The 22642-nt window shown below is 60.3% G+C and carries 18 protein-coding genes and 1 tRNA gene; 8 read left to right on the top strand and 11 right to left on the bottom strand.

The features are described 5' to 3' along the window. Window position 1 precedes the first annotated feature (1 nt). From ACLRDN_RS10655 to ACLRDN_RS10625, 7 genes are all read right to left on the bottom strand, one after another. On the bottom strand, window positions 2–1219 hold the full coding sequence (locus tag ACLRDN_RS10655) for a glycosyltransferase (protein ID WP_413459995.1): 1218 nt from the start codon (window positions 1217–1219) through the stop codon (window positions 2–4). A gap of 126 nt (window positions 1220–1345) precedes the next feature. Then, on the bottom strand, window positions 1346–2344 hold the full coding sequence (locus tag ACLRDN_RS10650) for an NAD-dependent epimerase/dehydratase family protein (protein WP_413459994.1): 999 nt from the start codon (window positions 2342–2344) through the stop codon (window positions 1346–1348). 27 nt (window positions 2345–2371) lie between these two features. Beyond that, entirely contained in the window at window positions 2372–4036 is a 1665-nt protein-coding gene (locus tag ACLRDN_RS10645; protein WP_413459993.1) for an FAD-dependent oxidoreductase, read from the bottom strand. A gap of 40 nt (window positions 4037–4076) precedes the next feature. Then, window positions 4077–5282: a glycosyltransferase family 2 protein gene (locus ACLRDN_RS10640; RefSeq protein ID WP_413459992.1), complete on the bottom strand. Its 1206-nt coding sequence runs from the start codon at window positions 5280–5282 to the stop codon at window positions 4077–4079. A gap of 492 nt (window positions 5283–5774) precedes the next feature. Then, window positions 5775–5851, bottom strand: a tRNA-Pro gene (locus tag ACLRDN_RS10635). Between the two features lie 142 nt (window positions 5852–5993). Then, entirely contained in the window at window positions 5994–6854 is an 861-nt protein-coding gene (locus ACLRDN_RS10630; protein WP_413459991.1) for a hypothetical protein, read from the bottom strand. Between the two features lie 176 nt (window positions 6855–7030). After that, window positions 7031–7282: a hypothetical protein gene (locus tag ACLRDN_RS10625; RefSeq protein WP_413459990.1), complete on the bottom strand. Its 252-nt coding sequence runs from the start codon at window positions 7280–7282 to the stop codon at window positions 7031–7033. A gap of 293 nt (window positions 7283–7575) precedes the next feature. On the opposite strand from ACLRDN_RS10625, the gene ACLRDN_RS10620 reads away from it, so the two are divergent. Both ACLRDN_RS10620 and ACLRDN_RS10615 read left to right on the top strand, forming a co-directional pair. Continuing rightward, window positions 7576–8736, top strand: a complete 1161-nt coding sequence (locus ACLRDN_RS10620) for a glycerate kinase (protein ID WP_413459989.1) — start codon at window positions 7576–7578, stop codon at window positions 8734–8736. A 732-nt stretch (window positions 8737–9468) separates the two neighbouring features. Beyond that, on the top strand, window positions 9469–10011 hold the full coding sequence (locus ACLRDN_RS10615) for an FxDxF family PEP-CTERM protein (protein WP_413459988.1): 543 nt from the start codon (window positions 9469–9471) through the stop codon (window positions 10009–10011). 134 nt (window positions 10012–10145) lie between these two features. Here the strand turns inward: ACLRDN_RS10615 and ACLRDN_RS10610 are convergent, their stop codons facing one another. Then, window positions 10146–10673 carry a serine O-acetyltransferase gene (locus ACLRDN_RS10610; protein ID WP_413459987.1) on the bottom strand — a complete coding sequence of 176 codons (528 nt, stop codon included), beginning with the start codon at window positions 10671–10673 and terminating at the stop codon, window positions 10146–10148. A gap of 698 nt (window positions 10674–11371) precedes the next feature. Between ACLRDN_RS10610 and kdsB the strand changes: the two genes are divergently transcribed. From kdsB to ACLRDN_RS10585, 5 genes are all read left to right on the top strand, one after another. Continuing rightward, window positions 11372–12652: a 3-deoxy-manno-octulosonate cytidylyltransferase gene (kdsB, locus tag ACLRDN_RS10605; protein ID WP_413459986.1), complete on the top strand. Its 1281-nt coding sequence runs from the start codon at window positions 11372–11374 to the stop codon at window positions 12650–12652. Between the two features lie 29 nt (window positions 12653–12681). Next, complete coding sequence (locus ACLRDN_RS10600) at window positions 12682–13629, top strand: KpsF/GutQ family sugar-phosphate isomerase (RefSeq protein ID WP_413459985.1); 948 nt, start codon at window positions 12682–12684, stop codon at window positions 13627–13629. Between the two features lie 90 nt (window positions 13630–13719). Next, complete coding sequence (kdsA, locus tag ACLRDN_RS10595) at window positions 13720–14559, top strand: 3-deoxy-8-phosphooctulonate synthase (protein ID WP_154132515.1); 840 nt, start codon at window positions 13720–13722, stop codon at window positions 14557–14559. A gap of 2 nt (window positions 14560–14561) precedes the next feature. Further along, window positions 14562–15995 carry a lipopolysaccharide biosynthesis protein gene (locus ACLRDN_RS10590; protein ID WP_413459984.1) on the top strand — a complete coding sequence of 478 codons (1434 nt, stop codon included), beginning with the start codon at window positions 14562–14564 and terminating at the stop codon, window positions 15993–15995. Continuing rightward, a complete protein-coding gene (locus ACLRDN_RS10585; RefSeq protein WP_413459983.1) occupies window positions 15995–16975 on the top strand; it encodes a glycosyltransferase family 52 in 981 nt (326 codons plus the stop codon). Before ACLRDN_RS10590 ends, ACLRDN_RS10585 begins: the two co-directional genes overlap by 1 nt. Window positions 16976–17084: 109 nt before the next feature. Here the strand turns inward: ACLRDN_RS10585 and ACLRDN_RS10580 are convergent, their stop codons facing one another. From ACLRDN_RS10580 to ACLRDN_RS10570, 3 genes are all read right to left on the bottom strand, one after another. Next, the gene (locus ACLRDN_RS10580) at window positions 17085–18512 is read right to left on the bottom strand and encodes a mannose-1-phosphate guanylyltransferase/mannose-6-phosphate isomerase (RefSeq protein ID WP_413459982.1); all 1428 of its coding nucleotides are present in this window, start codon (window positions 18510–18512) and stop codon (window positions 17085–17087) included. Beyond that, entirely contained in the window at window positions 18512–19648 is a 1137-nt protein-coding gene (locus tag ACLRDN_RS10575) for a sugar phosphate nucleotidyltransferase (RefSeq protein ID WP_154132622.1), read from the bottom strand. The genes ACLRDN_RS10580 and ACLRDN_RS10575 overlap by 1 nt, the downstream gene beginning before the upstream one ends. Window positions 19649–19733: 85 nt before the next feature. Further along, a complete protein-coding gene (locus ACLRDN_RS10570) occupies window positions 19734–20903 on the bottom strand; it encodes a WecB/TagA/CpsF family glycosyltransferase (RefSeq protein WP_413459981.1) in 1170 nt (389 codons plus the stop codon). Here ACLRDN_RS10570 and ACLRDN_RS10565 point away from each other — a divergent pair. Beyond that, window positions 20893–22626 (top strand): Atrophin-1 multi-domain protein, encoded by a 1734-nt coding sequence (locus tag ACLRDN_RS10565; RefSeq protein ID WP_413459980.1) that lies wholly within the window; start codon window positions 20893–20895, stop codon window positions 22624–22626. The genes ACLRDN_RS10570 and ACLRDN_RS10565 overlap by 11 nt on opposite strands. The last annotated feature ends 16 nt before the right edge of the window (window positions 22627–22642 follow it).

Here is a 22642-nt window from a genome sequence, read left to right as displayed (position 1 = left end):
CTTATGCGTCGGCACGCCCGTGCGCTTCGAAAAGCCGCTCGAGCTTACCTACTTCGGTCCCCAGGTGATGCTTCTGGCGCACAGCCTGGGCGCCATGGCGCCCCATTTCTTCCAGCCGGGCCACCGAGGCTGAGGTCACGCTATCAATGGCGGCCACCAGTTCTTCCACCGAGCCGGGAGAGACGACCCAGCCATTGACCCCGTCTTCCACCAGTTCGGGAATGCCCGCGATACGCGTGCTGATCACCGGACGGGACAGCGCCAGGGCCTCCATCACCACCACCGGAAGACCCTCGGCAAAACTGGGCAAGACCAAGGCACGACTGCGCTCGATCTCTTCACGTACTTCAGTGCTGCTCTTCCAGCCCAGGATACGAATCACATTGGCCAGCGGACCGCCAGCGATGGTCTTCTCGATGAAGGGGCGCAGCGGCCCGTCGCCCACCAGCACCAGCTCGCAAGGCTTGCCCGCATTGACATGGCGAGTGACCGCCTCGATCAGCAGCGGAACACCCTTTTCGGCGCAGAGACGGCCGACGAACACCAGTCTGGGCAGCTCGGGAACGGGCAACGCCGGCGCATCCTCGAAGGCCGGGCCAACGCCGCAACGTACCACGTTCAGCCGCGGCCACGCGGCCACATCCGAGAACAGCATGCACTGGCTCTTGCAGAAGTGCGTAATGGAGGCCGTAAACGCGGATCGCTGCACTTTCTCCCCCAGCGCCCATGCCACCGGGTGAAAGAAGATGCCCGGACCGTGGACGGTCATGCTGTAGGGAATGGCACAAATCATGGAGGCATACATCGCCACAGTCGCCGAATTTTCTGCAATGTGGTTGTGCAAAATCTGCACCTTGAGCTGTTGCAGGCGGCGGGCCAGATAGCACGCTTCGATCACGTAGACCACGTGCAGCAGTGCAGAACGTATTCCCGGAACGCGCGATCGCCTGGCGAGCTTGAAAACGGCCAGCAGTTCAGCCGGAAAGCGCCGAAGCGCCCAGAAAAATGCACCCAGCAGGGCCAGCGGGCCGTTCTCCAGGATGTAGTCGGTAGTCTCCTGCTCCTGCCGGACCTCCGGACTTACCCGGGCATCTGCCGCTTCTCTGCGGATCGAGAAGGTATCGACGCGATGTCCTCGTCTTCTCAGCTCCAGCACTTCATTTCGGATAAACGTATCGCTTGCACGTGCATACACGCTGGTGAGATAGGCAATTCTCATGGGGTCATGGGTCCGGCAACGGAGTGGATCTCGTATCAGGTAACCCGGACGTATTTGCAACGGCGACCACGCCCGGAACGGAAAGACGACAAAGGATCAGGCCGCCAGGAGGCAGGCCATGCGGGCTCAGTGTCTGGGGCGGACGATACCGTTCTCGCGCGCCCATGCCGCCGATTCGGCCAGTCCCTGCTCATAGGAGCGCGGGGCAAAGTGCAATTGGTCGCGTGCACGGTCGTGTTTCAACTTGATCTGCTGGCGCCACAGCTTGAGAAGCGAGGGGGGCACCGCCACCGGCAGGAACTTGGTCGGCAAGCGCAGCTTGCGCAGCAGGATCTCCGAGATCTTGATGATGGGTGCACCGATCTTCGCATCCAGTTTGATGAACTTGGGATTGACGCTCTTGACCGGGACCGCATCGAGTGCAATGGCCAGGTCACTGAAATACTGGTTCCAGCGCGGACTGTCTGGGGCAGAAAGATTGAAGATCGCCGGCTCCTGCGGCGCTGGTTCGTGACGCAAGGACAGCAAAACCGCCTCTGCCACGTCATCCACATGGATCAGGTTGGACCATCCGTCCCCTTCCGCGCCAATATTGCCCAAGCGGCCCGCCACCAGCAGACGCGCAATACGCCCGACCCACATGTCGCTGCCAGGACCGTGCACACATCCCGGCCGCAACATGACCACCTGGTTGCCCGCCTTGGCATAGGCCCACATCGACGCCTCGGCCTCGCATTTGGCCTTTGCGTACCAGCCCAGCTCCGGGTCCAGCGGGGCGTCCTCGGACAGTTCACCTTCCTGGCGCCCGTAGGCGGCCATCGAGCTCATGTGGATGATGCGTGGCTTGCGGGTCGCCAGTGCAGCCTCCACCAGCAGCTTGGCACCGGTAGCAATCACGGGGCCATTGCCTGCCACGCAGTTGACGACCGCATCGACATCGGCCAGGGCAGCTTTCAAGCTATCCAGATCGAGCGTGTCCACTTGGCGGCGTTCAATGCCGGATGAAGCCGAGGCTTGTGCCGCGCGACGGCCAGCGATGACGGGGGTGGCCCAATCGCTCTGGCCAAGCATCGACACGATGCGCTGACCGATAAAACCTGACGCACCGAGAACCAGTACCTTCATCGTCACTCCCTAGTAAGATTTTCTTGATCAGGCGCGCACGCCGTCTCTGGATGCAATATGGCTGGCCAACCTGAGCGACATCGCCACGATGGTCAAGGTCGGATTGGCCTGGCTGGAGGTAGGAAATACTGCACTGCCGGCAACGAACAGATTGGCTACACCATGGACCTGGCCATCCGGATCTACCACGCTGGAGCGCGGATCCGTCCCCATGCGTGCCGTACCGATGTGATGGCCGCCATAGGCGCCGAAACGCATCAACTCGTCTTCGAGCTTTTCGCCATCGTAGACCAGACGGACGCGGCCATCCTTGTTGAACTCTTCGGCAAAGACATCCAGGGTGCGGCGGATGCTCTCGATGTCGGCGCGATGATAGCGCCAGTCGATGCGCATTTTGGGCATGCCCAGCGCATCCTTCTCGGAGGTCAGCGTGATTCTGCTCTGCGCTTGGGGGATCTGTTCGCCGTGCAGGTCGAGACTGAATTTGTTGGTCTTGTTCCTCAGCACGACGGAGGGGAACTTGCGCGCGGCGAGGGTCCGTTTGCTGACCCAATGCGTCAGGAAGCGAGCCGTATCCAGAGGATCGAGTGCCACGTTGGCGAGATGCCGCACATACGTGCCGACGCCCCGCTCTTCTCCATCCTTGAGGCGCTTGCCGTACTCGTAACTGATCAGGTTCTTGGCCAGATACAGCCCGGAGAGGATGCCGCTGCGATGGGCCGGATCCGTGATACGCGGAAAATGCAGACGCGCCACCACATTGTTGACGCCCAGTGCTCTCTGCTCGGGCTCGGTCAAGGCCAGACGGCGACGGCAATAGATCCCGTCCGGACTGACCAGATACCCGTGGCGTACCGAAGAGGTCGGCATGTCGACCGTAACTTCGCCAGCATTGCCGGCGATGTGGCACATGTAATAGCGGCCGACGACGTCATGCAGGTTACCGATCCCGGCACTGTGAACGTCACGCGAAGCCAGCAGCAGGCGCGGCGTTTCGAGGCCACCGGTGGCCAGGACGGTGCGCTTGGCCTTCACCGTAAAGTGCACGCCCGCCAGGGTGGCGAAGCGGGCGCCGCGCGCCTGAGCGCCATCCTGCTCCAGCAGGATCCCGGTACAATTCGCGCCGAGCACAACCTGGGCAAAGGGCGACACCTCCAGGCGCCGAAAATAACGGTGAGCGAAATTGGTAGGACGGGAGAAACGCTCCAGTCCATCCGTCCTCACCCGTTCGCTCTGAAAACCGTCGAAGAGCGCGGAATCGGCCTGCGGGAAAACATCCTTGGCACTATAGGCGTAGCGGCCAGCCTCCACGAGGGCATTGGCCTGCTCGTAGTAGGGTTCCAGCTCCTGGTAGGCGAATGGCCAACCTGAATTCTCGACATAGGAACGCGCTTCGAAATCGATAGGATCGAAGGGCATGCAGCGCCCGCCCCAAATATTGGTCGATCCACCGAAACGGCGTTGCCGGTATTTATCGGGCGGACTGTGCATCTGCTCGTCTGCCACTTCACCCTCATAAAGGGCCTGCGTCGCCGGATCCTCCTTGAACTGGCCAGCGTCGAGCAGCATCACCTGCTGCCCGCGGCCGGACAATTCCAGCGCCAAGGTAATGCCGGCCGCGCCACCGCCGATGATGCAGACATCGGTCTCCAGTGTTTGTCCCGGCGTGAGACTGCTCGCGTCAAGAATCATGATTGTTTGTTGAACGGAAGTGAACTGCGAGGGCAAGCGATCATCCGGCGTCCCGTTTGGTTCGGATCCACTCGACCTGGCGATTGAAGATGAAGCGGACGTACATGGGCAATTTGGCCAGGATGTAGACGGGAACGCGGCAAAGATCCAGACCAGAGACGATGTCTGCGGCAAATCGGGCACGCGCCAGCAGCACAGCCGCTACCAGCATGACCACACCAGCCACGCCGAAGCACAGGGGCCACTTCCAGCCCAACAGCAGGAAGGCCGCCAGGCTGGCCACAGTGCCGACAAGCTGCAGCAGCGCCAACAGCGCCAGCGGCGGCACCAGCAGGTCCAGGACCTGCGCGGCAAAACGCCATTTACCGCGCAGAAGCGCCGACAACAGCAGTTTGGGACCATTGCCGACCAGCAGCGCCAGGTGGCCATGCTCCCATCGGGTTCGCTGGGTCAATTGCGCATCCTTGCTGGCGGCGAAGACGGTTTCCAGGCCTGCATCCTCGCAATAGATGGGGGGAAATCCTTGCCGACCCAGTTCGAGGCCCAGCTGCATGTCCTCAGCCAGGTGTCCGCTGGCCAGGTCAGCCGTTGAAATCAGGGGCCATGGATAAGCAATCCCTGAGCCGGTGAGGCCGCAAGGCAAGCCGAGCTTGGCCATGCCCTTGGGCCGCACGTGGGCCTTGACCCGCATGGCAAACTCCGCAAGGCGCATCTTCATGCTGCTGTCAGGCGCAACGGTCATGAATTTGCCCTGCACCGGGCAGCCGTGCCGGTGGCTATCCCTGGCCAGATACTCTAGGCAACCCGGCTCAAGCGCACAATCGGCGTCGATGATGATGACAATCTCGGGAGGATTCGCTTCCAGGAAGCGCACCCCGTGGTCGAGGGCGTAACCTTTGCCGCGCAGTACCGGATTGCTTCGCTCGGCCACTTCTGCTCCGGCAGCACGCGCCACCTCGGCCGTATCGTCGCTGCAATTATCGGCAATCACCACCACGCGATCACCCGGGTTGAGTTGCGCGCGTATCTGCGCCAGTGTCGGAAGCACGCCGGTCGATTCGTTGTGGGCTGGTACCAGCACGGCGATTCGTGGCCGAGGTGTGTCCTCAGCCTTCCTGGCACGCGCAGGAAGAAAAGCCAACAGCACTTGCGCCAGCAGGACGAACGCTGGCAACGCGAGTACCGCGACCACCACCAACAAGACCACCTGGGCTCCCGTCGCTATCCAATTCATCGCATCACCCATCGACTTTCCTCATCAACAAAACACAGTGACCTACGGCGACATCCGGTTTTCTTTTTTATGCTGCAGTGCAAACTAGTTAATAATACACCAACAAGGCGAGCAACTGACTGGCGAAAAAGGGCGCAAGATCAAAATTGCTCGCCGAAAATCGCAGCACTTCGATTTACAAAATGAAAAGTTGTTCAATCGAATTGCCGAGCAATACGGATCACATGAGCAACATTCCCTTGGCCCAGCCGAAAAATGCGCGCGCAAATCCAGGCAGCGAGGGATCTACTCAAGGAAGCCTCTGCCATTCTGCTTCAGAATGCGAAGGGTATTGCATATGAAATTTGAATCACGTGAGGAGGGGGAGGCGCTGCGACGCTCGCAGGCCCGTGAAGAACTGGCACTGGCGCCAAAAACCATGCCGACAATAAAAAAACCGCATCCGGAATAATCCGATATGCGGTTTTTAAACTGCTGCGATGGATATCGCAAGCAAACATCTATTGGTCGGGACGGTGTGATTCGAACACACGACCCCTTGCACCCCATGCAAGTACGCTACCAGGCTGCGCTACGCCCCGACTGAAGACAAAGATTATAGGCTGCCTATGTTATTAAATCAACTGTTTCTGCAAAACATTTTTAATCATTTGTGGAAGACGGTCATGAGTTTCGGAGTCATCACCTCAGCCTTAGGGACACGGTGTCAGGCTGAAGCTCCCATCAGCGCCCGCCAAAGAATTCATTCATCAGGAAATTCTGCAGCCCCTTGGTATCTTCCAACCGTGCCGACAAGGTGACCACCCTGCCCAGCTTCTGCGAATCGAAATTGAAATCGCCCTGATAGTAGCGGCGAATCAGCGCAATCATGCTGTTGACTACCGCCAGCTGCACATTGCCGCCAAACCCGGCATCCACCTCGATCACCTGGTTTAGGCTGCGGCGCTGGTCGGTGGTCCAGCCGCGGAAGCTGTATTGCGCCACGCGAGGACCCATGCTGACGATCTGGAAGACACCGTTGGTACCTCGCCCCCGCCGCTCCTGGAAGGCGATATTGGCACGGGCGATATCGTTGGCCGAAGGATTTTCCGCAGCGCGCGCAGCGGCATTTTCTTGCGCGGCGGCCTGCTCGGCCTCCTCCCGCTTCTGGCGATTGCGATTGAGCGATGCCATGAAATCTTCAGCAGGCGCGGCAGGCGCCGAGGCCGCCGCATTGCTGCTCGGCGCCTCGCTGACGGGCAAGGGCGTGCGTTGTGGCACGGACTGCCGCGCAGTGGGCGCACTATGCCTGGGCGCAGGCTTGGCCACAGGCTTTTTCTCGACCGGCTCGGGCTTTTTCGGCTCAGGCGGGGGCTTGGGCGGCTCCGGCAGAACCACCGGCGCAGCAGGACGGATGAAACTGACCTGAAGAGGTGCATCCGGGCGGCCGGGGGACTGCAGCGTGGGCGGCGCTTCATTCAGTTTCGCGCGCACGAACATGAACAACAGCGCATGCACCAGTACGGACGAGGCAATTCCCAGCGCCGTGCGGCGCCGAGAGCGGGAAACGACATCTGTTCTGGTCGACGAAACGATAAAACTCATACGGTGTGAAGACAGCGGCGAATGGACGGCCTGCGATTCATGCCGCCACGCCCCGGTACGGGCACCTCATGCGCCCTTCCCGCTCCTGCCCTGCTTGCCCATCAACAAAGGCGCCATTTTAGCCGGTTTTGGCTTGCGCACGGGCTCCCTCCCTGCGCAGTGCTGATACCGCCCCTTCAACGCCAGCGGCGGTGGCCGCCCCATCCACTGCTGTACCCGAAATAGAAAGACGAAGAGGGATAGCTGTAGGCCGGATAAGCAGGATAGGCCGGGTAGGCAGGATAGGCGTAATAAGGTGAATACACCGGTTGGGCCGGATAGACCGCCGCGCCATTGTAAGGGCTGGCAGGTACGGCCACGCATCCGCCCAACAGCAACGTGGCGGGCAGAACGGTCAACAGCAGAACAGAACGCAGCTCAGGTTTCATGAGAACTCCTTCGGCGCAACAACGCCAATGTGCCACTATCCCCTGCTCGCGGCTCGCCATCCAATCCCCTTACTATTTGTTACGTGGTTCATTTAAGTTGCAACCCAACTGACTCAATCTTCACCTACCGTTGCTACTGTGTATACCGGCGCAGCCATAATGAGGATGGGCCATGCTTATATAATGGCACGGCAACAAACCCAGCCGGACCACCCTCCGGCCCACAACCAAAACGAGACCTCCCGGCCCGCCCTGCCCTGCTCGGCGTCAGGCTTCATCATCAACATCACATCATGACCACCCCTGCCTCTACCCGCCGCGCTCCCGTCGTCGTCATCGCCCCCGATTCATTCAAAGGTTCGCTCTCTGCCGAGGAAGTTGCCGCTGCCATTGGCGCCGGCATCCACGCTGCGCTGCCCGATGCGCAGGTCCGGCTCTGCCCGATTGCAGATGGCGGCGAAGGGACCCTCGACGCGCTCATGCATGCAGGCGGAGAACGCCTCACCGTTCCATGCCGCAATGCCGCCGCACAGGCAGCATCAGCCCCGGTGGGTATCCTCAAGGATGGCACTGCAGTGGTGGAGTCAGCGGCCATCGTCGGCATCACCGATGACGCCGGCATGGCCGTCGCAGTTCAACAGCGCACCACGCTGGGCGTAGGCGATGCGATCAGGCAGTTGCTGGATCACGGGGCACGCCGTTTCCTGGTCGCGCTGGGCGGCAGCAGCACCAACGATGGTGGCGCCGGACTGCTGGCGGCGCTGGGCGTGGAGTTTTTCGACGCTGCCGGCGAAATCGTGCCGCCGGTACCGGCACAGCTGCAACGCGTGGCGCGGGTGGATGCCTCAGGACTGGATCCGCGCATCAAGGAGGCGCATTTCGTGGCCATGTCGGACGTCGACAACCCGCTGTGCGGCCCCGAGGGGGCGACTGCCGTCTTTGGTCCGCAGAAAGGCGTCACCCCCGACCAGGTGGCAGCGTTGGACGCCGCCCTGGGCCACTTCGCGCAAGTGCTGGAGCAGGCCCTCGGCCATCAGGCAGCCGGCCAGCCTGGCGCCGGTGCAGCCGGCGGGCTCGGCTATGCGCTGCTGATGCTGGGTGCGCAGTTCCGCTCGGGGGCGGAAACGGTGGCCGACCATATCGGGCTGGACCAAGCGCTGGCGGGAGCCGATTGGCTCATTACCGGCGAGGGCCGCAGTGACGCGCAGACCCTGCACGGCAAGGCACCTTTCATCGCCAGCCAGCGCGCGCGCCGCGCCGGTGTGCCGACCACCCTGCTGTCGGGCGGGATTGACCGCACATCGCTGGAAAAGCTGCAGGGCAGCTTCTCCGGATGTTTTTCCATCACCTTCGGCCCCATGAACCTGAAGGAAGCCATCGCGCAGGCACCCGGGCTGCTCAAGGATAGTGGCGAGCAGCTGGCGCGCTTGTGGCAGGCCGCTGGCGGCCGCTGAACCAACTTTCCCCTCACAACGTAGTGCCCCCCCGATTCAAAGGGGGCGCTTCGCTTGCACCTCCCAATCCCCTCCTTAATTGCTGCGGCAGTTCCCCCCCTCCCCCTAGCCCTCAGCATTGCTCCTGTTTCATCGCGATCACCCCACCCGATTGCAGCCAAAAAATGACTCGGAATCCCCGCAATGCGTAAATTAACTAAAAAACAACATTCTTGAGGGCTGCGACAATTTCAAGGCCGGTTTGTTGAGAACAAGCAATGTAAAGAGAGCAAAAATTATATTTTCATTTTTGCAATATCAATTTTGCAACTTAAAGTATTATTTTGATAACTTTATGGCCTTAATGTGTTGTTTTTTAGGCAAAATAATTGCCCCATGGATTTGTTGATTTCCGCACTGCACAATTGCCCCCTAATGCCCTACAGAAACTCTGCAAATCCTTTACTGGCGCGGCTTTCCGCCCGACTAAAAAAATCACGAAAAGTAGATTTTCACGTCAAATTTTATTGCTCAGCTCCAGACCAAATGTTATAGTTCCGACATCAACGCATTTTTTGTAACAACCGTCAGAATTTGTCAGGAATTGTTTGATTTCTGGCAATACAGATTGACTGTGACGCAGTTGTCCCAGGGCAATCCAGCAAGTATCAAAGTGAGTTGATTTGGTTTGGAATGGAAAGCGCCACGCGCAATCCTCTTCATAAATAGTCGTAAACTTAAAGGATTGATCCCATGAAAAAGCTTCTCGTCACTTCCGCGATTACTCTCGCCCTGGCAATGGCTGGCACTGCAGCCCATGCAACTACCTTCACGTTGAACCCCACCAACGGCAGCGCCAGCATTTCCTCGCCCGACTACGCTGCAGGTACCAGCTTCGACAACACCTACAAGTTCACCATCCCCAGCCTGAGCGACCTGTCGGCCTCGATCACGGCGACCTTTGTCAAAACGACCAATGGCGGCGTGCAGACCCTGGTGCTGAAGAATCTGGACACCAACGCCGTCTATGGCAGCACCAAGTTCACCAACACCATTGGCAACAAGAACTACACCACCTTCGCCATCGACGCGACCCACCTGACCACCGGCAACTATGCACTGCTGATCACCGGCAAGGGCAGCTACGGTGGCTCCTTGATCCTGACGGCCGTTCCCGAAGCCTCGACCACCGCCATGATGCTGGGCGGCCTGGCCTTCATCGGCATGATGGCACTGCGCCGTCGCCGCAACGAAAAGAACGAGTCGGCCCTGCCGACCGGCATGGCTGCTGCTTGAGCAGTCTCCGCGCCAAAGAAAAACGCCCGACTCGTCGGGCGTTTTTTTTCGCAGCAGCAAATGAGCGATGAGAAGAGCGTCAGGGCGTCTCCAGCGGCATGTGCCGTGCTTCTCAAGCAAGACCCCCGCGCCGCTTACAACCCAGACTTCTCTCCGGACGACACCACTTTCGCAGGCGCACCAACCACAGTCGCCCCCGCCGGCACATCATGCAACACCACCGACATGGCGCCAATCTTGCAACCATCTCCCAGGCGCACCCCACCCAGCACCTGCGCATAGGCACCAAATTCGACGTCATCACCGATGACCGGTGAAGGGCCGTCCGGATGTCGATTGCCAATGGTCACGCCCTGGCGCAGCGTGCAGCGGGCACCGATGACTGCCTGGTCATTGATGAAGATATTGCCGAAGTGCCAGATCCTGAGCCCGGGACCGATACGCGCACCGCGCGGCAAACTGATCCCGAACGCTGTCTCGGTGAAGCGAAAGACAGGCCAATACACCGCATTCTGAAGCTTGCGAACCAAACCCGCCGGACGCGCATCGATACGCCGGCCCCAGCGATAGACCCAAATGGCCCAGATCGATTGCTCCTTCAAGAATGGGCGGGGCACATCGTAGCGCTCCAGGTCAGCCAGCCAGTCAGGGTCCCGCGACATCAATATTCCTTTCAAAATCGGTCATTCTTGAAGCTTCTTTCAGCATTCGTTGCGATCTTGCTGCCTTGGCATGATTCCCGAAGAAAAATTCACAAGGTGACAACAAAATACCGCGATTATTTCACCATTTTTTTAGACGAAAAAGGCGACTGTGCAGCGCAACAATATGATAAATTTGCCAAACAATCCAGCAACTGCGATTAATTGACGCGAAAAATTTCCGATTGGCAAAAAGTGCTCAGGAACTTTATTTCGCTGTCCGGTTCAGTTCAGCTGGCTTCATGAAGCATCACACTTCCTCACGGCACGACCGGTTTGACGGCGCCAGCTCGGAAGTGGATGGGACTTCGATTCGTGACAAGAGCAAATGCCCTCGTGCTGCTCCGGAAAAAGGAAACGGGTTTTGCCTGGAGATTCTTTCCGTAGCGCCGCAATGATGGCAGGGACCTGAACAATGGAATCGTCGTCACCCGGCCGTCGCCAAGCGGATGACATCGTGGCGCAGACGTCCGGTACTTCTGAATGGATCCACCCCTCTCATCTGAAAGCGCTTCCATGATCACGGTATCGAGCAGGCCCGAGACTTCCACCCTACTGAACTTCTCTTGCCTCTCCTGCAGGAAACGAGCCCGCCCCACCATGGCCGCAATGCAGTGCGCTATGCCTGCTCCCGCCGTCCCGCAAGCGTGAGGCCTGCCATGCGCTGCATCGCCGTCATCCCCGCCCGTTACGGTTCCAGCCGCCTGCCTGGCAAGCCGCTGGCCGACATCCTGGGCAAGCCCATGATCCAGCATGTGTATGAACGCGTAAAAGGCCTGCAAGAACTGGCCGAGGTGGTGGTGGCCACGGACGACGAGCGCATCGTCGCCGCCGTCACCGCCTTTGGCGGCAAGGCCTTGCTGACATCAAAGGACCATCCTTCGGGCACTGACCGTCTGCGCGAAGTGATGCAACACCATCCGGCTGATCTCTATCTCAATGTGCAGGGCGACGAGCCCCTGGTGAATCCGGAACACCTGCGCCAGCTGCTGCAGGCCATGCTGACCGCACCCCAGGTCCAGGCTGGCACCTTGTGCCATCCGATCAGCGCTGCCGAGGCAGACAATCCCAATACCGTGAAGGTGGTGCGCAACCGCGCCGGCGACGCCCTGTACTTCAGCCGCGCACGCATCCCCTTTGACCGCGAGGCCAGCGGCAAGACCCGCTACTTCAAGCATATCGGCGTCTATGCCTATCGCGCCGAACTGCTGGAAGCCTTCCCCCGCTTGCCGCCCAGCGACCTGGAGAGCTCGGAAATGCTGGAGCAGCTGCGCATCATGGATGCAGGCTGGCAGATCCGCGTCATCGAAGTTGACCATGCCGCGCCGGGCGTGGATACGCCCGCCTGCCTGGAACGCGTGCGCGCCCTCATGGCCGGCCAGCCCGACCCGGCACTCAAGGCCGGCAGCCTGGCCGACATCAAGCTGGTCATCACCGACATCGATGGTGTGCTCACCGATGGCGGCATCTGGTACGACGACAGCGGCGAATGCCTCAAGCGCTTCCACGTGCGCGATGGCATGGGCATCAAGATGCTGCAGGAGGCCGGGATCAATGTGGCCGTCATCTCGGGACGCGACTCGGCTACGCTGCGCCGCCGCCTGGCGGACCTGGGCATTACCGTCTTCCACCTCGGCGCCAAGGACAAGGCCGCTGCCTGTGGTGCCATCATGGCGCAGTATGGCGTGCAGGCCGAGGCGACCGCCATGATCGGTGACGACAGCATCGACCTGCCCGGCTTTGCCGTATGCGCATGGCCGGTTGCGGTGGGCGACGCGCCGGATTACGTCAAGCGCCACGCGCGCGTGGTATTGGCCAAGGCGGGTGGCCAGGGGGCCTTCCGCGAGTTTTCCGACAGCATATTGAACGCGCTGAACCGTTCAGCCATCTATGACAGCGTTGCTGGTTATGCCCAGGCGATGAGCCGCATGACGCAGTGACCTGCCTCAACAAACCAAGTGAGAACAGCATGAGAACAACCGGAATCCGGGTCTTCCAGGAACAGGCGCAAGCCTTGAACATGATCGCCGATCGCCTGGCCGAGGAATTCGAGCAGGCAGTCGAACTGATGTACAGCACCCGCGGCCGCGTGATCGTCTCCGGCATGGGCAAGTCCGGCATCATCGGCAGCAAGATCGCCGCCACATTGGCCTCCACTGGCACCTCTTCCTTCTTCGTGCATCCGGGCGAGGCCTATCACGGCGACCTCGGCATGTTCACCGAAGCCGATACGGCCATCCTCATCTCCTATAGCGGCGAAACCGAAGAGGTAATCCGCCTGATTCCCTCGCTGCGCCACTTCGGCCTGCGCATCATCGCCATCGTCGGCAAACGCAATTCGACCCTGGGCAAGAATGCTGATGTGGTGCTGGACGTATCGGTGCCGCGTGAAGCCTGTCCCAACAACCTGGCGCCGACCACCTCCACCACCGCCACCCTGGTGATGGGCGATGCGCTGGCAGTGGCCCTGATCGAAAAACGCGACTTCAAGCCCAACGACTTCGCCCGCTTCCACCCGGGCGGCAGCCTGGGCAAGCGCCTGCTGACCCGGGTCAAGGACGTGATGCATACCCAGGTACCCTGGGTCATGCGCGATACCCCGCTCATCGACGTCATTGGCCAGATGACCGAAGGCGGCCTGGGCATGGCCCTGGTCAGCGCCGACGGCAATCGCCAGACCCTGTGCGGCGTGATCACCGACGGTGACCTGCGCCGCGCCCTGGCCGCGCGCAAGGATATCTATCACATCACCGCAGCCGACCTGATGAACACCTCCCCCAAGACCGTGGAGGAAGACGAAATGTTCGTCGATGCCGAAGCCAAGATGCTGGAACTGAACATCACCGCCCTGGTGGCACTGAACGCGCAGCACCATGTGGTGGGCGTGCTCAAGCTGCTGGATGCGAAGCGGCTTTGATCGCGGCGCAAATATACGTATTCTCCCCTTCAGGCGCACGCGCAATGCGCCGGTATTTCAACATCACCCTCCTGCATGAGGAAACGGAACATGATCAAGATCAATGAGATTCAGGTTGGAAACGAACTGCCCTTCGTGCTGTTCGGCGGCATCAACGTGCTGGAATCGGAACAATTCGCAGTCGACGTCTGCGGTGAATATGTGCGAATCACCAAGGAACTGGGCATTCCCTACGTCTTCAAGGCGTCCTTCGACAAGGCCAACCGCTCCTCCATCAAGAGCTACCGCGGTCCGGGCCTGGAAGCCGGCCTGAAGATCTTTGAAGCAGTCAAGAAAGCCCACGGCGTACCAGTCCTGACCGACGTGCACGAACCCTACCAGGCCGAGGAAGTGGCCAGTGTCTGCGACGTCCTGCAACTGCCCGCCTTCCTGGCACGCCAGACCGATCTGGTCATCGCCCTGGCCAAGACCGGCAAGGTCATCAACATCAAGAAGCCGCAATTCGTCAGCCCGCCGCAGATGAAGAACATCGTCGAGAAGTTTGAAGAAGGCGGCAACACCAATGTGATGCTGTGCGACCGTGGCGCGCAATTCGGCTACGACAACCTGGTGGTGGACATGCTGGGCTTTGGCGTGATGAAGCAGGTCAGCGGCAACAAGCCTGTGATCTTCGACGTGACCCACGCCCTGCAACAGCGCGAATCTGGCGCCGCCGCATCGGGTGGCCGTCGCGGCCAGGTTACCGAACTGGCCCGCGCGGGCATGGCACTGGGCATCGCCGGCCTGTTCCTGGAAGCCCACCCGGATCCGAGCAAGGCCCTGTGCGACGGCCCGAGCGCATTGCGCCTGTCGCAGCTCAAGGCGTTCCTGGAGCAGGTCAAGGCGGTCGATGATCTGGTCAAGAGCCTGCCTGAACTGGATACGCATTGAGCATGGCGGCTCCCATCGAGGCTGGCAAGCCGCCGGTGCAAGGCGCGGCAAGGCCGGCGCGCGCTGCGTTGTGGTTTGGCCTGGGCCTGTATTTCAACAGCGCGCTGTTGTTGCTGGCCACGCCGATTTTTACGCGCCTGCTCAGCAGCGAGGCCTACGGCCAGGTAGTGCTCTACACCTCGTGGGCCCAGGTGCTGACCATCTTCGGCACCCTGTCGCTCTCGTCGGGCGTATTCAACAATGCGATGCTGGACTTCCCTGGCGAGACCGATGGCTACATGACCTCGATGCTGGGGCTCACCCTGGTCTCCACGCTGGTCACGATGGCAGTGATGGCGGTATTGATGCTGGTCTGGCGCGATGTGACGACCCTGGGCCCCACCCTCCTGGGCTTCATGGGGCTGCAGATGTTCTTCAACGCGGCCTTTCTGCTCTGGCAGGCCAAGGAGCGCTTCCAGTACCGCTACAAGGCCGTGGTCGGTGCCGGCATTGCCGGCTCGGTGCTGGGCGTAGGCGGCGCGATGTGGCTGGTACCCTATCTGCCGCAATGGCAGGTGCAAGTACGAATCATGCTTCCGCTGCTTCCGCCGATGATCGTCGGCGCAATCGTGCTGGCCCTTCTGCTCATGCGCAGTCACCGCTTGTACAACCCGGTCTATTGGCGCTACGCCCTCGGCATCAGCCTGACGCTGATTCCACACTATGGTGCTCAGGCGCTGCTGCAACAGGTCGACCGTTTTGCAGTGGACGCCTATGTCGGCCGCGCTGCCGTCGGCGCCTACGGTCTGGCGGCGGCGGTGGCCTCGGGCATCACCTTGTTCTGGACCGCGATCAATACCGTCTGGGCGCCCTGGATGCTGCGCCGTCTGAAAGCTGAGGACAGCGCAGCCGTGGTGCCGATCGCTACCCGCATCGTGGCCGCCGTCACCTTGCTGAGCCTGGCCGTGATGTTCGCTGCCCCGGAGATCGTCCGTTTCCTGGCGCCTCCCAGCTATGGGCAAGCGGTCCTGGTGCTGCCGTGGATGTTGCTGACGAGCGTGGCACAATTCGCGCAGAGCATCTGTCTCACGGTTCAACTGTTCCATAAGCGTGCCCGCTGGATCACTGCGGTGTCGCTCCTGGCTGCGGTGTGGGCCGTCGGCCTCAATGTCTGGCTGGTTCCCAGCTTGGGCATCGTCTCGGCCTCCGTCATTGCGACCTCCAGCCAGCTCCTGCTGCTGGTGCTGCATGCCGCACTGCTGCGCACGGCGGGGTACACCTTGCCGCTGAAAATGATGCCGGTACTGGCACTGCTGGCGCTGGGTGCGGCCTGTGCAGAACTGTGCCGCTTCCTCGGCGACCAGCTTGTCTTGCGTGCCGCGCTGCTGGCAGCGAGCATGCTGGCCTTGGGTGCGCTGGCCTGGCAGATGCGACGTCTTCAACGCCGGAGGGCCTGATGCTGCAAGTGGATTCATTGTGCGTCTGCATGACGCCGCTGCATGTCCTCATTGCCGAACGCATTGTGCATGCGCGTGGCCGCAAGTTCGCGCGCGGCCTCTATCTCTGCCACGACGATACGGCCAAGCATCGCTTCTATGCCGAGCGCCTGTCCGCCATTTGCGAGACGACCGACTTCAAGGCAGAGGTTCAGCCGGTGCCGTCCGGTCCCCTGCGCCATTGGCATTGGGTGCGGCTATTGAGACGAATGCGTCTGCGGCTGGCGCAGCAATTTGCGGGAATCAAGGTCAGGGAAGTCGTGACCTCATGCTCTGCAGACCGGGCGCTGATGGCCCTGCTGGCCGTCTTGCAGCCGTCGGAACTAAGTACTTTCGATGACGGATTCGCCAATATCGATCCGTCGCCCCCGCCCATCTTCGTGCACACCCGCTGGCCGCAACGGCTGATTCTCCAGCTGGCCGGCATCGGCTGGTGGCCGGAACGCGTACATCAACGCTCGGCACGCCATTTCACGATCTACGATCAAGCCAACGTCGTGCAACGCCTGCAGCGCTTGACCTTGGGGGCAGAGGATCTTGCCGTACCCGCTGCAGGGGATCAGGCAGCCTCCAACGAAGAGGATATCGTCGTCTTTCTGGGGCCTTATCCCGAAGTCGGGCCGGAAATACTGGAGGCGTTCGAGCGTGCCGCCCGCCAACTCAAACCCATCGGCTATTTGCCTCATCCGCGGGATGCACACGGATTGCTCAAGTCGGTACCACGGCTGGAGAGCCTGCTGGTCGCCGAGGATTTTGTCGTACAGCAGCTACGCAAGGCCGGCAGCGCAGGGGTGCGCGTCTATGGCTACAACTCCTCCGGCCTGGTTAACCTGGCGGCCATCCAGGGTGCGCGGGCCTACAATTTTGTCCTCAGCGGTACCGCGCCCAGCCCGGGCGGAAGAATGATGGAGCAGATGGGCGTCTCTTTGCTGGATTTCTAAGCGGTATCTCCGCGCCAGAAAAATGGGCTGGTCCCCGCAAGGGGCCAGCCCATTTTTCATACCCGCCAGGAAAGCAGGACACCCTCCTGGCGTGATGGTGGCGTGATGGTCAGGCGCGCTTGTAGACGTCGTCAAAGCGCACGATATCATCCTCTCCCAGATAGCTTCCCGACTGCACCTCGATCAGATGCAGCGGCAGCTTGCCAGGATTCTCCAGGCGATGGGTCACGCCGATGGGCAGGTAGATCGATTCATTCTCGCTGAGCAGCGTCACTTCCTCGCCCCGAGTGACCAATGCGGAACCGCTGACCACGACCCAATGCTCGGCGCGATGGTAGTGCATCTGCAAGGACAGCTTCTCGCCCGGCTTGACGATGATGCGCTTGACCTGGAAGCGTTCGCCCGAATCAACACTCTCATAGCTGCCCCAAGGACGGAAGACGCGCTTGTGGTGGACGTGTTCAGTCCGCTTGGCATCCTTGAGCTTGTCAACGAAGGCCTTTACGTCCTGCACCTTGTCACGATGGGCCACCAGGACGGCATCATCGGTTTCCACGACCACAAGATCCTCCACGCCCAGCACCGCGACCATGCGGCTTTCGGCACGGACCATGGTGTTCTTGACCTGCTTGAGGTGCACGTCGCCACGCACCACGTTGCCATCGGCATCGGCCGGCAACACTTCGTGCAAGGCGCTCCAGGAACCGACATCGCTCCAGCCGATGCTGGCCGGCACCACCACGGCGCGGGCGGTATTTTCCATCACCGCGTAGTCGATCGACTCGGAGGGCGAGGCTGCGAATGCAGTCTCATCGAGGCGGCAGAAATCGAGATCAGTGTAAGCCTTGGCCACGGCTTCCTTGACGGCCGCACCGATCAAGGGACGATGTGCCTCCAGCTCGGCCAGATAATCGCGCGCCTTGAAAAGGAACATGCCACTGTTCCAGTAGTAACCACCCTGTTGCAGGAAGCCGGTAGCCGTGGCCAGATCCGGCTTTTCGACGAAACGGTCGACCAGGAAATTGCCGCTCCCGGCGCTATCGGCCGCACCCCGGAGGATGTAGCCATAACCGGTCTCGGGATGCGCAGGCTCGATGCCGAAGGTCGCCAGTGCGCCATTCTGCACAGAAGCCAACGCGCGGCGAACTGCCTCGTGGAAGGACAGCGCATCGGTAATCACATGGTCAGCGGGCAGCACCAGCATGATCGCTTCCGGATCCAGGCGCTGCAGGTGCAAGGCGGCGGCGGCCACGGCGGGCGCCGTATTGCGGCCTTGCGGTTCGAGCACGATCCCCAGCGGGCGCACGCCGATCTCGCGCAGTTGCTCGGCGATCATGAAGCGGTGGTCATTGCCGCAGACCACCAACGGTGCCTGCACCTCGGGCCAGGAGCTGACCCGCGCCACGGTTTCCTGCAGCATGGTCTGCTCGCTCACCAGAGGCAGAAGCTGCTTCGGATAGGCTGCACGCGACAGCGGCCACAAGCGGGTTCCCGAACCGCCGGACAAGATGACGGGATAAATTTTGGTATTAGACATTAAGCACTCCTGGTTTCCTGATTTGCACTGCGCGATTTGAGGCGGCGATCCCGCGCATCGTTCCATTGTTCGTCCGGCTGATCGGAGGTATGTTTCATCTCGCCTTCGTGGGTGACACTGTAGGCGCCATACACGACGCTGTTCTCGAACGTGGTACCGCTGGCCACGCGAGTATATTCGAAGAGCACGCTGCGAATCACCTTTGCGCCACTGCAAATATGGCTTCCATGGCCGATCCAGGCCGGACCGACGATGGTGGAGCCGGCGGCGACATGGGAGCCGGCACCGATATAGACCGGCCCTTCGATGGTGGTGCCCTCCCATTCGATGCGGGTGTTGAGGCCCACCCACACACCTTCCTGAATCTGGGTGCCGGGAACATACATCTGCGCCACTTCGCCCTTGAGCACGCTTTGCAGCACCGACCAGAAATCGGTGACGTTACCGATGTCGATCCAGTTGAAGAAGCGATTCTGCGCATAGAACGGCAATTGTTTTTCTACCAGCAACGGGAACAGGTCTGCGCCGATGTCGAAGAACTTGTCCTTGGGAATCAGGTCCAGCGCAGCCGGCTCCATGATGTAGATACCGGTGCTGGCCAGATTGGACAAGGCTTCTTCCTGTTTGGGTTTTTCCTGGAAGGACTTGACCTTGCCATCTTTTTCGGCCACCACGATGCCGTAGCTGGAGACCTGCTCCATCGGCACTTGTTTGGTGATGACGCTGACCAGCGCGCCCTTGCGGCGATGTTCGAACAGGGCGGAATGAATATCCAGGTCGATCAGGGCATCGCCACAGATGACCAGCGTGGTTTCATCGAAGAAACCGCCGAATTCCTGGATCTTCTTCATGCCACCGGCCGAGCCGATCGGGTCGGGAAAGACCTGGCCATCATCATCCACATAGCCCTCGAAGGAATAGCCGATACGCGCGCCGAAACGCTGGCCTTCCCCAAAGTAATTCTCGATGCGATCGTGCAGGTAGCTGACGTTGACCATGATGTCCTGGATGCCGAACTTCACCAGATGCTCGATCAGATACTCCATCACAGGCTTGCCCAGAATCGGGATCATCGGCTTGGGCAGCGCGTAGGTCAGGGGTCGGACACGGGTTCCCTTGCCCGCTGCCAGAATCATTGCTTTCATGTTGGGCCTCTTTTCTTTCTGACTTTCTGAATGTGGATCGGACAACCGTGCCTGCAGGGCAAACCCTGAAGCTGTTTCAAGCGACAGGCTCAAGCAAATACTGTGCGCAATGCAGTTCAAACTGCCGGCGCAGTGCGGGTGATACATTGATGACCGACCAGGCGCGTTCATTGGCCAGGCAGGCGCCATACAGCAAAATCAGCGAGCCAAGGGCAGCACTATCCACATTGGCCAATGCACTGCAATCCAGCACGAAGGCAGCATCGGAGCGTGCGGCCCGATCCAGCAACAGCCTCAGCCTGTCGATATTGGGTTGGCCCACTGCGCCTGAGAGGCGCAGCCTGCATGCCCCACCCTCGATGTGCAGTGTCATCTCGGCACTGGCAAAGTCGGCGCTGGGGACGGACGATCGGCGTGCCGCCACGGCTGCGGGAATGATGGTACTGAACAGCAGGCGCAAGAGATTGACGCCGTCATTCCAGTAGCGGCGCCAAAGGCCTGGCTCTTCCTTGATGCGCCAGATCCACTCCAGCCCCGATTTCTGTATCCAGATGGGCGCGCGTGAAACAGTACCGGCCACAAAATTGACGACTGCGCCAAGGTGACTTACCAGCGGGACACGCAGCGAAGACAGATTGTGCTGAATCCATGCCTGCCCCTTTTTTGCTCCCAACGCTACCACCAGGAAATCGGCGCCGCTGTCGTTGATCTTCTGGATCGTAGCCGCATCGCTCATCTGCTCGACGCTTCCAAAGCCCGGGCTGTCAAATCCCACCGCACGCATGGACGAAGCATCGGCGTTGAGCTTTTGGCTGGCGCGCTCGGCAACGCCAGGCGGACCGCCAAAGAAATAGACGCTCATCGCAGCCACACCATTCTTGCCTGATTCCTGGCGCAAGGTGTCGAAGAGGGTCGAGCCGGCGACACGCTCCTTGAACGGCAAGCCCAATGCCTTGGCAATCCAGACCAGCGGCATGCCATCGATCACGGAGAGATCACTCTGAATCACCGAGAGGCGGAACTTGGGGTCGTCCAGACATGCGATGGAAAAATTGAGGTTGGGGGTAGACAAGAAGCACCTGCGCCCCTGTGCGCTGGCCTGCTGCATATGACGGGTCGCCTCGGCGACGCCCACCAGATCGAAGGGCAGGCCCAGGATGCAATAGACGTCGCGCGCGAAAACAGATGCATCCTGCACCGCGATAGGGAACTCGTCTGTAGGGGCCACCAGCGTCGTGTTCATCATTTTGCTTTCCATCAAGTCGAAACCTCATCCTTTGTATATTTTCGCCGGCTGGCCGGGAGTGGTCCTTTCAAAGAGACCTGTTCCGCTTGAACTATCTGCACGCAATTCGTTCCATGAGACATCAGTGACATGCGTCAACTATGTGCAACACCATCAATTTCGCTCCAACAACATCGGCGTGCATCGCCCGCCCTACACCAAACGCGTCGTTAAAGTTATGCTTGATGGCACAAGAATAAAACCGGAATCTGCCATCCTCGACCAGCCAATCTCTTCAAGACCTTCAGCATTTTTGCCACTTCACCGGAGTACCACCATGCCTCAACAGTCCTATTGCACTTCACCATCCAAACGGACCCTGATTGCCGCCCTGCTTTCTCTGACCAGCATGTCGGCGATGGCCCAGGAATGGGGCACCTATCTCAAGCCATTCGCTGCGGACTCGCTGTGGAACAGCCGGCCTGTGAATCCGACTTTCGGCGATGAAGTCATCCCTCCCACCACCGTGCTTCCGAAGGTCACCAACAAGGACTATTCAACCGGCATTTTCCTCGCCTCGCCGAATGACCCGCCCGTCACGATCACCGGTCCGGCCGGCAGCAAGGGCCTTTACAACGCTGATCCGGAAAACTACCAGGACGTCACCCTTCCGCATTGGCCCGCCTCCGTTCAGCCTGCGCCTGGCACTGACGGCCACGCTGATGTACTCGATCCCACCACAGGCATCCTGCACTCATTCTGGAAGCTCAAGCAGGAAAATGGCAAATGGGTCGCCAATCTGTATTCCTGGACCAGAATCAATGGCAGAGGCTGGGCCGATCCCGGGCAATACTATCAAGGCGCACGCGCGGTCGGCATACCCGCCTCAGCTGGGCTGATCCGTATCCACGAAGCCGCCGCAAAGCCTCAGTTCTATCCGCATGCGCTGGGCATGTCCCTGGCCTACACGGGGCTGAGCGCAAACCCGAGCTATGTCTTTCCGGCAACCTCGGGAGATGCACAAGCCGCCAAGGTGAACAGCGGCACGATTCCCGAAGGCTCCTTGCTGATGCTGCCGCCCGACTTCGATACCAGCAAAATCACCAACGAGGAAGTGCGACGCATCGCCGAGACCTTGAAGCGCTTCGGCGCCTACGTAGTCGACTCAAACGGTATTACTCCCTTCATCATCTATGCGGAAGTCAATTCCATCGCCAACCCTCTGAGCTTCGGAACCTACGCCGATGCCACGCGCGAACTGCAATTGATTCGTGCAGGTCTGCGACGTGTCACCGGCGCCAGCAGCTGGGTCGACGGCAACGGAAAAACCTTCGTGCCCAACAAAAATCTCAATCTGCTTTCGATGCGCGGCGTTTGGGCCCAGCAATCAGGCAACGTGCTTGCCAAGTACAGCTCATGGGATCAGGCAGTCGTGTTTCCTGCGACCCAGTCCGTCTCCGAGGTCGTGAACTACTCCAACCGAGGCATGAACCAGGTCAACTGGGCCAAGCCTCAAATGGGATCCCAATACAAGCTGACAGCCCGTACCACGGGTGGCGGCAAATTGCGTGTCACCATCTATGATCAGCTCACGGGCAAGGTGGTAACGGACACCGGATACCTGGGCAACAACGAAAGCAAAACCTTCACCTGGAACGCAAACTCGCCTCGCTTGACCGTCTATGCCCAGAGCGGCGTTGGCAACGGCTCACATATCGGCGGCGAACTCCTGCGGGCTGACTGATAGGGAACAAGGCCAG

Source organism: Herbaspirillum huttiense (assembly GCF_047300815.1).
GTDB classification, from domain to species: Bacteria; Pseudomonadota; Gammaproteobacteria; order Burkholderiales; family Burkholderiaceae_D; genus Herbaspirillum; species Herbaspirillum huttiense_A.
This window is presented reverse-complemented; position numbering and strand designations above follow the sequence as displayed.